Genomic DNA, 14,709 nt, shown 5'->3' with positions numbered 1-14,709 from the left:
CAAATTGTAACTCGATTATGTATCAATGTAAGAAATTTATTTTTATACAGGTAAAACTTGATAAACGTGCAATAACAGGTTGACCAAATTTTTGGTTGAAAAAATAATTCATTATGGCTCAAACTAATCTTAACTCCCAAGGGAGGAGAATGAAAATGAATAAAGTGGATTATGACCGTGCGTTATATTATACTCACCGATCCGAATGGGATAATTTACTCATTCTTATGGTTAGAACAAGTGATCAATTTTTAGCGAAAAAAATCGAGCATTTTCTACATGCGTACAATTTTGAAAAAGATTACACGATTATCGAACAGCATCTATATACACTTCTACGTTATATTGATCACGCCAATCAATTATCGGAAGAAGAAATGAAAACAGCTTCACCCTATTTTATGTAGAATTCCACCAAATAATGTAAGAGCACTATCTATTTGTAGTGCTCTTCTTTTATTTGACAAAGTTATTTTTCACTGCAAAAATGGCCGCTTGCGTGCGGTCATCGACGTCTAACTTTGATAATATATGAGACACATGTGTTTTTACCGTTTTCTCTGTTATAAATAAATCGGTCGCTATTTCTTTATTGGATTTACCTTTACCCATTTCGGATAATACTTCTTTTTCTCTTTTTGTAAGTTCATGCCATAAATGTATGTCCTCATTTTCATGTGAGAATTTTGACATTAAATGAGTGGTCGCTTTAGGGTGGATATAATTTTCCCCGTCCATTATTTCATTCATCGTTTTTACGAGCTCATCTGGTTCAACATCCTTAAGTTGATAACCTGATGCGCCGGCTGCTATTGCAGGGATACAATGGCTTTGATCTGAATAACTTGTCAGTATGAGTATTTTTACTTGAGGAAATTTCTTTCTAATTGCTTTAGTTGCTTCGATTCCATTCATGTCAGGCATATCAAGATCCATTAAAATAAGATCAGGCATACATTGTTCTGTTAATTTTATTGCTTCCTCTCCAGTACTTCCTTCACCAACAATATGGATATCCTTTTGTGTTTTCAAAAAAAAGATAAGCCCTTTTCTTACAACATGATGATCGTCAATAATTAATACATTCACCCGTTAGACCCTCCTCTCAATTGAACAGGCGTATAATGATCTTCGTCCCCTCCCCTTCACTAGTAGTTATTTCCATTGTACCATTCCGCCGTTCAGCTCGTTGACGCATATTTCGCAATCCATGGGAAGGTAAGAATACAGATGGACTGTAATTAAATCCTACACCCTGATCAGTTATACTCATCTGTATTATCTGTTTATCCTGGTTGAAATCAATTGCAATATCAATCTTATCCTGACCAGAATGCTTCTTACAATTCATCATTGCCTCTTGAGCTATCCTCCATAAAGTTTCTTCTGTTTGTGGAGAAATATTTGTTAATGTATTAACATGACAATGTAACTGAAGCCCAAGCATTTCACTGTATTCTTTTAATGATGTAAGCAACCCGTTTTCTAGACTTTTTGGTTGTAACTGCCAGATCAGATCACGCATTTCATGAAGTGCTTGTTGGGAAAGCTCTTGTATATAAGCAAATGTTTCTTGAACAGTTTTAGATTTTGTTATCTCTCTTCCTCCTCGAGCCGTTAAACTAACCGAAAATAACAATTGATTGACAGAGTCATGCAATTCCTGTGCAAGGCGATTTCTTTCCTCAATAAGTGCCATTTCTCGTTCCCTCTCAGTTAATGCCATTCTTTTTAATGTCGATCCTATTTGAAAAGCAACAGATTCTAATAAAGAAAGTTCCTTTTCTGTGAAATGAATTTTATTCGGAGCTCCTACATTTAAAATGCCGAACATTTCTTCACCAAAGCGAAGGGGAACTGTTGCATGATGGGTTAAACCTTCAATGTCAGCATATCCATTCTTTTTTGCCTCTTCAATTCTTTTACAATTGATAATATTACTCGCACGGTTTAATTCACCGTTATTGTAACGATTTACACACCAGCATTCTTTCGAACACATCGGAGCTAACTGATTTGTTGTTAATGCTTGGGGCAATTGATGATGTGCGATTAGTGTTGGTTCATGGTTCTTGATTAAAAAAAGCCAGCCTGTTTGTAATTGAGTGACTTGTAGCAATCTTTCTAATACAGCAGACAATGTTTCTTTCATTTCGCTTCCTTCATTAAGTAATTCCGCTATTTCCTTAAGTATGACTGCTTCACGAATTTGTTGATCCGCCATTCTCTTTAACCCTCTCTTTATGACTATTATAACGAGTATTTATGTAATGATCTTCATTCGCATCGATGAAAATATCTCAGCCTAAGGTCGTATATATGAAGCTTATTTGCTACTACTTTTAACTAAAATTGGTGAATCCTCAGCAATTATCCTCAAAACGCGAATCCACTTTGTTTGGCTTTAAATAAGCTACTGCTAAAACAAACCTTTACTACAATGATCTCTTTAATGAACTTTACTTTTATTTACCCTAGGGTTCATGAGGGATTAACAAGGCCATTACTTGAATAAAAAAATCGAACATATTCTCATCCTTTAAGATTTGAATGATGTTCGAATTTTTTTAGTTTTTCAATTCCTCTTGTATCAATTGATCCACTTTCTTCATTAGTTCCACTTGAACATGGTCAAGCTTTTCTTGACTCAAGCTTAATGATTCGCTTTTAACACCGAAGTAAAACTTAATCTTTGGTTCCGTTCCTGATGGGCGTAAACAAATCCATGTACCATCAGCGAAGAAGTACTTTAATACATTAGATTTCGGAAGATGAATATCCGAACGATGATCACTTTCTGTACGAATACTTGTTAAATAATCTTCTGTCGCGATATGACTAAGACCTTCTATATCAATTGAAGATGCATTTCTAAACGTAGAGAGTATGTTTGCAATTGTTTCTGTACCTGCTTTGCCTTTTAAAGTTATCGACTTTAATCCTTCACGGAAATAACCATACTTTTCATAAATCATCATTAATACATCATAAAGGGTTTGGCCCTTTTCTTTATAAAAAGCAGCTGCTTCAGCAATTAATAGTGCTGCTTGAACAGCATCCTTATCTCTTGCAAAATCACCAATCAAATAACCATAGCTTTCTTCATAACCAAAAAGGAATTTATACTCACCTGTTGTTTCATATTCTTTTATTTTCTCAGCAATAAATTTAAAGCCTGTAAGTACATCTTTTGTAGTTAAACCAAACGAAGCTGCAATTTCTCTTCCTAGCTCTGAAGTTACAATTGTTTTCAATACAATTCCATTTGACGGAATGCTATCTTTATCCTTCTTTTGTGCTAGCATGTAGTAAAGAATTAGAGCACCTGTCTGATTGCCTGTCAGAAGCTCATACTCATTTTTATCATTTTTAACTGCTATTCCTAATCTGTCCGCATCGGGGTCAGTAGCAATAAGTAAATCAGCATTTACCTCTTTCCCTTTTTTTATAGCCAACGTAAATGCAGACCTTTCTTCAGGATTAGGGCTATCTACTGTAGGAAAATCACCATCAGGTTTTTCTTGTTCCTCTACAATATGAACATGCTTATAATTCAAGCTTGCAAGCCCTTCTCTAACCGGTTTATTGCCAGTGCCATGTAATGGAGAAAATACGATAGAAAGATCCGTTTTTTCTCCTATAGAACGGTCTTCTGAAATTGTCTGTAACTTTTGAACATAAGCACGATCAATAGATGCGCCGATTGTAACAATCAGTTCTCTCTCTCTTAACAGTGCTTCTTCTTCTACTTCAATAAGTAACTCGTTTTCAATTTGATTTACTTTTGCTATAACTGTATCGGCATCTTCTGGTATCAATTGTGCTCCATCCGGCCCGTATACTTTGAAACCATTGTATTCTTTTGGATTATGACTAGCCGTAATGACAATACCAGCATATGCATGCAAATACCTTACAGCAAACGAAAGCTCAGGTGTGGGTTTTAACTCATCGAAGATATATGTTTGAATATCATTTGAAGCAAGCGTTTTTGCCGCTTCTAAAGCAAATTCTGGTGACATATGTCTTGAATCATAGGCAATCACCACACCTCTTGCTTTTGCTTCCTGCCCTTTTTCAATTATGTATTTGGCTAAACCGTAAGATGCTTTTCTAACGGTATAAATATTCATTCTATTTGTGCCTACACCGATCTCTCCTCTCATCCCACCTGTTCCGAACTCGAGGTCTTTATAAAATGCATCTTCCAAATGGTTTTCATTGTCATTTAATTGAATTAATTCTTCTTTCATTTCAGAAGTCAATTGCGAATATGTATTCCATCTATCTACATTGCTTTTCCAATCCATCGTTTTCCCCCCTAGTTAAATGCCTCTTTCCATTATCGACTAAAATAATCCATTTTGTAAGCTATTCTCTCTTATTAAAAATAGTGGATTTTTATAAAATTTTCAATAAATTACTGCAGTTTCTGTTTCAATTTCTTTAAAGGATATATCCCTAAGAGTCCACATTCATCATTTTCCAAAAAGAACACGAACAAATAAATTTGTTCGTGCAAGGATAGCTATCTATAGAATTTATTTATGATTACGATATTGAATTTGATAAATATCATGCCTTCTATCTTTCAAATGTCTTACTGTACCGTCCTGTCTTTTCCTTCTTAATACCTCTAAGTCTACATCACCAATTTGCACCATTTCAATATTTGCATTCGTCTCCCCGACAATTCCATCCTTAGCAAACTCGAAATCTGAAGGTGAAAAAATCGCTGATTGTGCATATTGTATATCCATATTTTCTGTTTGTGGTAAATTCCCTACTGTACCTGATATTGCTGTATAAATTTGATTTTCAATTGCCCGAGCTTGTGCACAGTATCGAACACGTAAATAACCTTCTCTGTCCTCGGTACAAAAAGGAACGAATATAATTTTTGCTCCCAAATCAGTCGCAATTCGAGCTAATTCAGGGAATTCAATATCATAACAAATTTGAATCGCAATTTTTCCACAATCTGTATCAAAAACGCGGACAGAGTCACCTGAGGATATCCCCCACCATTTTCTTTCATTAGGAGTAATATGGAGTTTATATTGCTTTTCAATCGTACCATCACGTCTAAATAAATAGGCTATATTATAAATTTTATCCTCATCCTCTTTTACAAAATGAGATCCACCTATAATATTTATGTTATACCTAACAGCTAAATCAGTGAATAATTGAATATACTCTTCCGTATACTCAGTAAGCTTCCTTATGGCAAGACTCGGTACTTTCTCGTCCAGAAATGACATTAATTGCGTCGTAAATATCTCTGGAAAAACTGCGAAGTCCGCTTCTGCATCTGACGCAACATCTGTGAAATACTCGACTTGACTAGCGAAGTCTTCAAACGATTGAATTTGGCGCATCATATATTGTACGACACAAATTCTAACTGGATAACTTGTTTTATAAAATCTTTTCGTTGTCGATTTATAATCAACATTATTCCATTCCATTAATGTTGCGTATTTATTGGATTGCCTATCATCTGGCAAGTAATTAGGGTTTATCCTCATCAGTGTAAAACCATTTAATAATTGAAAGGATAATACAGGGTCATATATTTTATGAAGTGATACTTCATTAACATATTCTCTCGGACTCATCTCTTTTGCATGCTTATGATAATTAGGGATTCGCCCTCCAATAATAATACTCTTTAGATTTAACTCCCGAGCTAGCTCCTTTCTTTGCTCGTAAAGACGGTGACCAATCTTCATTCTACGATACTCAGGATGAACCATTACTTCAATACCATACAGATTGTAGCCATCATCGTTATGGTTAGTTATATAACCGTCATCAGTGACATCAGCCCATGTATGGCGATCATCATATTCATCAAAATTAATAATTAAACTGGAACAAGAACCAATGATTTCACCATCATACTCTGCTACAAATTGTCCTTCCGAAAATATATTTAAATGGCTTTCAAGGTGATCTCTTTTCCATGGATCCATTCCTGGAAAACATACCTCTTGTAGCGCAATAATTTTGTCGATATCTTCTTCTTTCATATTTCTAATAATCATTTTTTTCTCAAATTTGCTTAAATCTAATTTTCTCATAAATACTCCCCTTATTTTCATTGAAACAAACGTTTGTTACTCTTATACCCCTATTTTCCCTTTTCTAATCTTAGGCAAATGGTCCCCCTATAGATTCATTTGTCAACACATAACTATGCTTGATTTGTGTTGATTTTATGACTTTTTATAGAATTTTCTCAAGCATCGTTTATTTTTACGTTAAAGAGACGTATAATTTGTTAAAATACGTTAGTATACATATTTTTCATTTCGCCTATAAATATGAAAAAAGGGAGAACGTTATGAAACCAACAGAAAAGAAGGATGCTAGGGAAAGTATACTGTTTACAGCATGGGCTGCCTCAGTCATTGCTGTTTTCGGCAGTTTATATTTTTCGGAAATTAGACAGTATGAGCCATGTGAATTATGCTGGTACCAAAGAATTCTTATGTATCCTCTAATTGTCATTTTAGGCATAGCAGTAGTTAAAAAAGACTTTCGAATCAGCTTTTATACGATGATTTTATCTGGAATTGGAGGACTCATCTCTATTTACCATTACGGTATTCAAAAGTTTTCTTTTTTAACTGAAAGCGCGCCAGCATGTGGCAGAGTTCCTTGTACGGGACAGTATATTAACTGGTTGGGCTTTATCACTATTCCATTTCTAGCATTGGTTGCATTTATTATTATTTTTATTTGTAGTGTCATGATATGGAAAAAAACAAAGGGGGAGAAGACCGAATGAAAAAAATTATCATATTCTTAGCAGTCATTATTATTCTTTTTGGTGGAGTTGCACTGTTAACAAAAATGCAGAACGATCAAAAAGTTTCAGGGGACAACCCTTACGGAACAACTGATTTAGAGCAAGAAACGATTGATCAGTTAGATGATCCTAATTATAGCAATATTGTGTTACCGGAGGATTTAGAAAGTCAATTAAGTGAAAGCGGCGAAGCTACAGTATACTTTTTTAGTCCGACATGCCCTCACTGCCAAAGAACAACTCCAATTGTTGCTCCTTTATCTGATGACTTAGGCGTTGACTTATTACAATACAACTTACTAGAATTCGATCAAGGTTGGAATGACTTTGGTATTTCAGAAACACCAACTATCGTGCATTATGAAGATGGAAAAGAAGTAGCTCGTATTACAGGATACCAAGAGGAAGCTGTATTTCAAGATTGGTTTGAGGAAAACGTAACAGAATAAAAACGGATTAAAATTAAAAAAACGACCAAATTTATTTTTGAACATTTGGTCGTTTTTTTGTATTTCCCTTTAATGATTCTTACTGTAAGTATGCTTGGTCTATATTTATTGGCTCTTTCGTTTGTTCAGGAAGGAAATGATGAAAGGAAAATGGAAAAGAGATATCAAAACGATTTAAAATCTCAGTATTTCTTTTAAATAACTCACAATGTTCTTTCTTCAACCCTGCATCTTCAAGAAGGTGCATTAAAGTTTGTAAACTAGCCAATACCGAGTAAGCATCTCCTAAAGTTTCCATACACTTCTCTGTCGGCTTTAAAATATTCATGTCACCAAATGCCTGTAATTCTTTTTCTGAAAAATAATGAGGTAAAACATGATGAAACATTTTATCGACCAATGCTTCAATTTGCTCCTCTTGTTCTGTTGTTGCCGCAAAAACTACTTTCACAAGTAACCCACCTTTGTTCACTAATACTTCATGATTACCAATAGAATAGCATAAACTACTTTTGCCTCTCGGTGGTAATTATCACCATGATTTTATATACTATTGATGCAAATATCGTTTTCTAAAAGAGAACTTAAATAATCCTTGTTAAATACACTTTCATCTATATGAATAAACACTATATGAAATGCTTAAAAGGAAGGAAGTAAATAATGGTAACAGTAAGTAAAAAAGGAGAATGGTTTGAATTAACCATTCCAAAAAAATGGGCTGGACAATCTGCAACGCAATTGTTTAGAGAGATTTGGGGCGCCCCTAAAAAGCTGACTCATCAAATGCGCATGGAACAATGCGTAAAAAAGAATAACAACCCTATTATATGGGAAAAGCCACTAATCCATGGAGATCGGTTACAATTCAAACTTTTAACGGATCATCAGGTAGAAAATCTTGAGAATGATGGTTTCTATACAGATGTAGATGTTAGGTACGAGGATGATCATTTAATCATTTTTAACAAACCTGCTGGGATGGAAACACACCCACACACCTCAGTCCAAAAAAATACCCTTTTAGATGCAGCCAAATATTATATGCAATTCCAGGGTGAATCTACTTACATCCGACATATTCACCGATTAGATAAGGAGACATCTGGTGTGATACTATTTGCCAAACATTCTTTAGCAGGTGCTATCCTTGATACAGAACTTGCACAAAGAACTATCAAGCGCACGTATATGGCTCTCGTCCATGGCCAACTTAAAAATAAACATGATAGTATTGAACTCCCCATCGGAAAGGATCGCCATCATTCCAATAAGCGGAGAGTCTCAACTACAGGGCAATATGCCAAAACGACCTATGACGTCCAAGCTTATGACAGCAAAAGAAATATTTCACTCATTACTTGTCAACTTGATACAGGCAGAACCCATCAAATTCGTGTCCATTTAAGTCATATCGGACATCCACTCGTTGGTGATCATTTATATGGAGGAAAGAACCTGCTAACAAGACAAGCATTGCATGCTTATAAACTCGAGTGGCAGCACCCCTTCACAAAAGAAAAACAGGAAATCACTTGTCCAGCACCAGCAGACTTCCGCTCATTATGTCCATAAAGGAAACAAAGTACAAAGTCTACTATCAGCTCTTTTATTTATCTATTTACAATCGATAATAAAAACACAAAACAACGAGCAAATTCGAAGTGAAGTGCTCCTTAAATTTAGCCATAAAAAAACTGCACCTCCAATTGTTAGCTCATTTCTAACAATTGGAGTACAGTTCAAATTGTTCGTTTTACTTATTTTAATCTGTCGATTTCCTCATGGACCTCATGATGAAACTTACGATAAAGGCAAGCACAATCGCACCAATGATCGCTGGAATTATAGCAAAATCTGCGATTACTGGTCCCCAGTCTCCTAAAATAAGAGTCCCTAACCAAGCTCCGATGAAGCCAGCAATAATATTGCCTATAACTCCTCCTGGGATATCTCTACCTGCGATTAAACTCGCTACCCAGCCGATAAGTCCACCTATAATTAATGACCATAAAAAGCTAAACAATGCTCTTCACTCCTTCATTACATCTATTTCATCTTCATTAGATGTACACTTAGGTTGTGAAAGCACTCAACGAATCATTCATTCAGTTTTTTCCTAATATGGAAATATCAATTACAAATCGTCAGGATTTTTACCCATCCGTTTATTTTTATTATATTCGTCAATAACACTCATATCCTCGTCAGACAGAGCAAAATCAAATATAGCTTGATTTTCCTCTAGCCTCTTTAATTTCGTTGTTTTAGGTATAACAATTACTTGATTTTGTATATGCCAACGCAGAATAATTTGCGAGACTGTTTTATTATATTTTTCACTTAAGGTAACAAATTGTGGCTCCTTAGACAGTTCACCTCTTGCAATTGGCGCCCACGCCTCCACTTGAATGTTATTACTCCAGCAATACTCACGAAGTGGTTGTTGTGATAATTGCGGGTGCAATTCAACCTGATTTACCATTGGCATTATATTTGCGTCTTTTTTTATTTCTTCTAAGTGATGTTCGTGAAAATTACTAACGCCTATTGCCTTTACTAACCCTTCTTCATACAAATACTCAAGTGCTCGCCACGTATCTTTATACTTTTTTGGCATGGGCCAATGAATTAAATATAAATCAATATAAGATAAATGTAATTTTTTCAAACTTTTCTTAAAGGCTGCAATCGTCTGCTCATATCCATGATCATCATTCCAAACCTTTGTCGTAATAAACAGCTCTTCTCTATGTATGCCACTTTGTTCTATTGCTCTGCCTACACCTTCTTCATTATCATAGAAGCTGGCAGTATCGATTAAGCGATAACCTAGTTGAATCGCATTCCTTACGACATTTTCCACTTCCTTACCTTCTTCTACTTTATATACTCCTAAACCAAATTGGGGCATCAAGACCCCATTTGCTAATTTTACATTAGGTATTTTTACCATCCCTCATCCTCCTCAAGTAAAAAGTCTGTTTTTTTATTTCCATAAAAATATAAACGATGAAGCGGTCGAGTCATTGCCACATATAACAACTGTATTTCTAAAGGAGCTTTTGAGGTAAATACTTCATCAATCGAAAAGATAAATACTACGTCAAACTCTAAACCTTTTGCTAAATAAGCCGGAACAATGACGACTGATTCTTTAGGAATTTGTCCATGTTCTCCTAGTAAATAAACCACCATATCGCCAGTTTTTTCAAATTGTTGATAAAGCTTCATACAATCGTTCATCGTTTTCCCAATTAATGCAAAAGTTTTAAACCCTTCTTCTTTTACTTTAAGTAATTTAGCCTCTAAGACATTTATATAGTGCTTGCCTTCGGGGGATGGGATAAACTGCGGATGCTCTCCATGTCTAACAACAGGCTTTACTTCAGGAAAGGTATACGGCAGTTTTTTTAATATATGATTAGCTGCTTCCATAATTTCTACAGTAGTCCGGTAACTCTTCTGTAATTCTGTATAAGTGGCTCGAGGGAAAATCTCAGCCTTTACGTCTTCCCAAGATGTAAGCCCTCTATAAGAGTGAATACCTTGTGCTAAGTCTCCCACTAATGTAAACATATCGGTATCAGCTGCTTTCTTAAGAGAAAGAAGTTCCATGAACGTATAATCTTGCGCCTCATCGATGACTATGTTTTTTACTTTCCACTCTTTTTCAATTCCAAACAAATGAACCTGCAAATACAATAATAAAGCTAAATCTTCTCTTTCATACATTCGCCTCTTAAACAAGTCTTGTTGATACCGTATAATATTTTCTGCTTCTACTTGTGTTAACTGATTATGTGAGCGTTTTACTAATTGCTGTGGATTTTGAAATAAATCTTTATAATAGGACCAAATATTCTTTTTAGGAAATTGCTTCATATATGTAGCTACCGATCTCTTTATTGCCGTTTTCATTTCATTCAACCTTGCTTCTTTCTTATCAAGGGCTTGTGATACATATTTTTTTCTCTTCACGGGATCTTTCGCTTGATATAATGCTCTTTCAATTTTGTCATCATAAAACATTTCAATTTTCTCAAGCATTTTCTTTTTTTTATGTTTTATTTCATTTTGTAATATCGAACGTAACTTATTTATTCTCTTATACAAAGGTAAATAATAAAAATCTTCTTCCAATAATTGCACAAATCTTGCACTTTTATATAATCGATACTTATCAACATAAAAATCAGTAGGCGGATGAAAAGTTAGAAATATTTCTTTCATATATTCATTCAGTATTGTTTGAAAAACTTTAGACCCCTTCAATTTTGATATTTGAAGCGCATGAACTGTTTCCTTTTGATGATTTTTCTCTAATAATTGAATTAACTTATCATCTTTTTTCAATTTTATATTTTCCTTTTGTAACGCTCCTATTACATAATCCTCGTACGTTTTTTGCTTAATATTCTCAACACCAAGCTCAGGTAGCGCTTCGGAAATATAATCAAGGAATAGATTACTTGGAGCAATAATCATCAATTGCTCAGGTTGAAAGTTTTCTTTGTATTGGAAGATAAAATAACTAATTCGGTGTAGAGCAATCGTCGTTTTACCACTTCCCGCACCGCCTTGAACGATGATAGGTTTATTCAAATCAGCTCTGATAACTTTATTTTGTTCCTCTTGTATAGTAGATACGATTTCTGTGAGGCGATTACTTGCACTTCCAGCTAGGGTTTCTTGTAACAATTGATCATTTGTTGTCAAATCAATATCACGAATCTCAGTTAGGAGGCCTCGCTCCATCATAAATTGTCTTTTTAATAAAAGCTCACCGTTAAAATTCTCTCCATTAGAGACATACGAAACATCCCCTAGTCTGCCTTCATAATAAAGATTTGCTATTGGTGAACGCCAATCGACAATTAATTGATCCTGATTTTCTCTTGAGTATAAAGACGTTTTCCCAATATAGATAACTTCTTCCGCCGGTTGATCATCTCTGGAAAAATCAATTCTTGCAAAATAAGGTTTGAGACGGGACTTTTTCAAACTTGATAGCTCTTCTTTTGACATATCAAAAAAGCGAGCATTCGTTAATAAGGACGAATAACCTAAGCTGGAATCGACGTCTTTAAAGGCTGCTTTCATATTGTCTTGAAAATTATCCTTCGATGTCTCTGCTGTTTTAATAACAGCTTCCATATATCTTTTTGTATATTCTAAGCGCTGGTTTTCTTCATTGTAATCGGGGTGTTGATGTACCGTTGTCATATCATTTACCTCCATTTTAATAATTAGCCGCTGATGGAGAGTAATCTGACGTTGTGTAAGTGAGAAGAAATATATATTATCAGAAAAATGCATAACAATCAAATAAATGCGCAGTACTTTTAAGACATTCCAATATGAATAGATATTAATTAAGTTAAGGAATAATGTAAAAGTAAAGAAAAACTTTATTAATTTTTTGTAAAGGCGAATACAACCAATTCATGAAAAATAGTATGGATTTCACTCACTCATACTCTTAGAAAGTTAGTAATAACAAGGGATATAAAGGTATTTAATTAAATAATAAGAAACATTACAATTAGATTACATTTGAACATAATTCGACATTTTTCTTCTAGACCCGAAAATTACGCTTTATACAATAAAATTTTTCGTTTAAAATAATAACGTTTGAAGGGTTTATTTTCCGAAAATTACTGGGGGTATTAATGATGGTTTTTAAAAAACAAGATAAATTCAATAAATTGTTAAGTGATATTGCAATCAACTTAAAAGAAGGAGCTATGTATTTCGCCGATTATAAGCTAAATAACATTAGTGACTTAAAAATTTTCTCAGAAAAAATGAAAGAATACGAAACAAAAGGCGACACACTTGTTCATGAAACAATTAAAGAATTAAACAATGCCTTCATTACACCAATTGAAAGAGAAGATATTCTTCATCTTGCAATGGCAATGGATGACGTATTAGATGGTTTTGAACAAACAGCAGATTTATTTGAAATGTACTCCATCATTAATGCTGATGAATATATGTTAAAGTTTGTAGAAGCTATTCAACAAAGTGCAGTAGAAATTGAAAAATCAGTTGAGCTATTATCCTCTAAAAAGTTGCTAAAAATACGAGATCATGCAATTAAAATCAAAGACCTAGAATCAAAATGCGACGGCGTATTACGCCAATCTATTAAACATCTTTTTTCTGTTGAAAAAGATCCAATTCGCATCATTCAGAAGAAAGAAATTTACGAAAACCTAGAGGAAATTGCTGACAGCTGCCAAACAGTTGCCAACGCATTCGAAACAATTATAATGAAAAACGCGTGAGGAGCAATAACTAATGGATGCAATTTTAATTATCACAGTATTAATCGTCATTTTTGCTTTAGTCTTTGACTTTATTAACGGATTTCACGATACAGCGAATGCTATTGCAACTTCAGTGTCAACGAAAGCTTTGAAACCTAGACATGCTATTATACTAGCTGCAACAATGAACTTTGTAGGTGCAATGACTTTTACAGGTGTTGCGAAAACGATTACGAAGGATATTGTCGATCCTTTCACCTTACAAAACGGCTCAATTGTCATTCTATCTGCCCTTATAGCAGCGATTTTCTGGAACCTTTTGACTTGGTATTTCGGCATACCAAGTTCATCCTCTCATGCTTTAATTGGTTCAATCGCAGGTGCTGCCATTGCGTCAGCTGGCTTTTCTGCATTAAACTATAGTGGATTTATCGGTATTATACAGGCACTCATTTTTTCACCACTGATTGCTTTTGCAGCCGGATTTATTATTTATAGCATTTTTAAAATTGTTTTTAGAAATAATAATTTAACAAAGACAAATAGAAATTTTAGAACGATACAAATTTTCACCGCTGCATTGCAATCATATACCCATGGTACAAATGATGCACAAAAAGCGATGGGGATTATCACACTAGCGTTAATCTCCAATAACTATGTAACTTCAACGGACATTCCTTTTTGGGTCCAATTATCTTGTGCAATCGCGATGGGACTGGGTACATCTGTTGGTGGTTGGAAAATTATTAAAACAGTTGGCGGTAAAATCATGAAGATTCGCCCTGTTAACGGAGTAGCAGCAGACATTACGGGGGCAATGGTCATCTTTGGTGCAACCGCACTACATATGCCAGTTAGTACAACTCATGTTATTTCTTCATCTATCCTCGGTGTAGGCTCAGCCCATCGAGTAAAAGGAGTCAAATGGGGAACAGCACAACGTATGTTAATTACTTGGGTTATTACTTTGCCGATTTCAGCAACAATAGCTGGATTAACTTATTTGATTTTGAGTTCTTTCTTATAATGCAAACAAATCCTTAAGGGTTTATATCCTTTAAGGATTTTTTGTCTTCTTCTAATAAGAACACATATATAACAAATACTATAAAGAACTTGAAAATCTTCATAAAAACGAATACTATAGTCCATGTGACCTTTT

14 protein-coding genes are annotated in these 14,709 nt (G+C 34.5%); 6 read left to right on the top strand and 8 right to left on the bottom strand.

The genetic code is table 11. The features are described 5' to 3' along the window. Window positions 1-155 precede the first annotated feature (155 nt). A complete protein-coding gene (locus MKY26_RS01655) occupies window positions 156-407 on the top strand; it encodes a YhdB family protein (RefSeq protein WP_095369951.1) in 252 nt (83 codons plus the stop codon). A 49-nt stretch (window positions 408-456) separates the two neighbouring features. Here MKY26_RS01655 and MKY26_RS01650 read toward each other — a convergent pair whose 3' ends face one another. The 4 genes from MKY26_RS01650 to MKY26_RS01635 all read right to left on the bottom strand — a co-directional run bounded on the left by MKY26_RS01650 (window position 457) and on the right by MKY26_RS01635 (window position 6,086). After that, window positions 457-1,089, bottom strand: a complete 633-nt coding sequence (locus tag MKY26_RS01650; RefSeq protein WP_095369952.1) for a response regulator — start codon at window positions 1,087-1,089, stop codon at window positions 457-459. 16 nt (window positions 1,090-1,105) lie between these two features. Continuing rightward, complete coding sequence (locus tag MKY26_RS01645) at window positions 1,106-2,224, bottom strand: GAF domain-containing sensor histidine kinase (RefSeq protein ID WP_307318304.1); 1,119 nt, start codon at window positions 2,222-2,224, stop codon at window positions 1,106-1,108. A gap of 343 nt (window positions 2,225-2,567) precedes the next feature. After that, window positions 2,568-4,310 carry a phospho-sugar mutase gene (locus tag MKY26_RS01640; RefSeq protein WP_095369954.1) on the bottom strand — a complete coding sequence of 581 codons (1,743 nt, stop codon included), beginning with the start codon at window positions 4,308-4,310 and terminating at the stop codon, window positions 2,568-2,570. Between the two features lie 231 nt (window positions 4,311-4,541). Beyond that, complete coding sequence (locus tag MKY26_RS01635; protein WP_307318302.1) at window positions 4,542-6,086, bottom strand: bifunctional GNAT family N-acetyltransferase/carbon-nitrogen hydrolase family protein; 1,545 nt, start codon at window positions 6,084-6,086, stop codon at window positions 4,542-4,544. A gap of 263 nt (window positions 6,087-6,349) precedes the next feature. Between MKY26_RS01635 and MKY26_RS01630 the strand changes: the two genes are divergently transcribed. Then, a complete protein-coding gene (locus MKY26_RS01630; protein WP_095369956.1) occupies window positions 6,350-6,796 on the top strand; it encodes a disulfide oxidoreductase in 447 nt (148 codons plus the stop codon). Beyond that, on the top strand, window positions 6,793-7,266 hold the full coding sequence (locus tag MKY26_RS01625) for a thioredoxin family protein (protein ID WP_095369957.1): 474 nt from the start codon (window positions 6,793-6,795) through the stop codon (window positions 7,264-7,266). The genes MKY26_RS01630 and MKY26_RS01625 overlap by 4 nt, the downstream gene beginning before the upstream one ends. A 79-nt stretch (window positions 7,267-7,345) precedes the next feature. Here MKY26_RS01625 and MKY26_RS01620 read toward each other — a convergent pair whose 3' ends face one another. Further along, window positions 7,346-7,717, bottom strand: coding sequence for a DUF5365 family protein (locus MKY26_RS01620; RefSeq protein ID WP_095369958.1), 372 nt, complete (start codon window positions 7,715-7,717; stop codon window positions 7,346-7,348). Between the two features lie 212 nt (window positions 7,718-7,929). Here MKY26_RS01620 and MKY26_RS01615 point away from each other — a divergent pair, with 212 nt between their 5' ends. Continuing rightward, complete coding sequence (locus MKY26_RS01615; RefSeq protein ID WP_341091888.1) at window positions 7,930-8,841, top strand: RluA family pseudouridine synthase; 912 nt, start codon at window positions 7,930-7,932, stop codon at window positions 8,839-8,841. A 190-nt stretch (window positions 8,842-9,031) separates the two neighbouring features. Here the strand turns inward: MKY26_RS01615 and MKY26_RS01610 are convergent, their stop codons facing one another. The 3 genes from MKY26_RS01610 to MKY26_RS01600 form a co-directional block, all read right to left on the bottom strand. Beyond that, window positions 9,032-9,292: a GlsB/YeaQ/YmgE family stress response membrane protein gene (locus MKY26_RS01610; protein ID WP_224939070.1), complete on the bottom strand. Its 261-nt coding sequence runs from the start codon at window positions 9,290-9,292 to the stop codon at window positions 9,032-9,034. A 111-nt stretch (window positions 9,293-9,403) separates the two neighbouring features. After that, on the bottom strand, window positions 9,404-10,222 hold the full coding sequence (locus tag MKY26_RS01605; protein ID WP_095369961.1) for an aldo/keto reductase: 819 nt from the start codon (window positions 10,220-10,222) through the stop codon (window positions 9,404-9,406). Continuing rightward, window positions 10,216-12,492, bottom strand: a complete 2,277-nt coding sequence (locus MKY26_RS01600) for a HelD family protein (protein WP_341091885.1) — start codon at window positions 12,490-12,492, stop codon at window positions 10,216-10,218. The genes MKY26_RS01605 and MKY26_RS01600 overlap by 7 nt, the downstream gene beginning before the upstream one ends. 452 nt (window positions 12,493-12,944) lie before the next feature. Here MKY26_RS01600 and MKY26_RS01595 point away from each other — a divergent pair, with 452 nt between their 5' ends. Next, window positions 12,945-13,562 (top strand): DUF47 domain-containing protein, encoded by a 618-nt coding sequence (locus MKY26_RS01595; RefSeq protein WP_095369963.1) that lies wholly within the window; start codon window positions 12,945-12,947, stop codon window positions 13,560-13,562. A 13-nt stretch (window positions 13,563-13,575) separates the two neighbouring features. After that, window positions 13,576-14,574 carry an inorganic phosphate transporter gene (locus tag MKY26_RS01590; protein ID WP_095369964.1) on the top strand — a complete coding sequence of 333 codons (999 nt, stop codon included), beginning with the start codon at window positions 13,576-13,578 and terminating at the stop codon, window positions 14,572-14,574. Window positions 14,575-14,709: the final 135 nt, after the last annotated feature.

Origin of the sequence: Cytobacillus sp. FSL R7-0680, assembly GCF_038009245.1 — a bacterium.
GTDB classification, from domain to species: Bacteria; Bacillota; Bacilli; order Bacillales; family Cytobacillaceae; genus Cytobacillus; species Cytobacillus kochii.
Note: the sequence above shows the minus strand (reverse complement) of the source record. Positions and strands in the feature narration are given on the sequence as shown.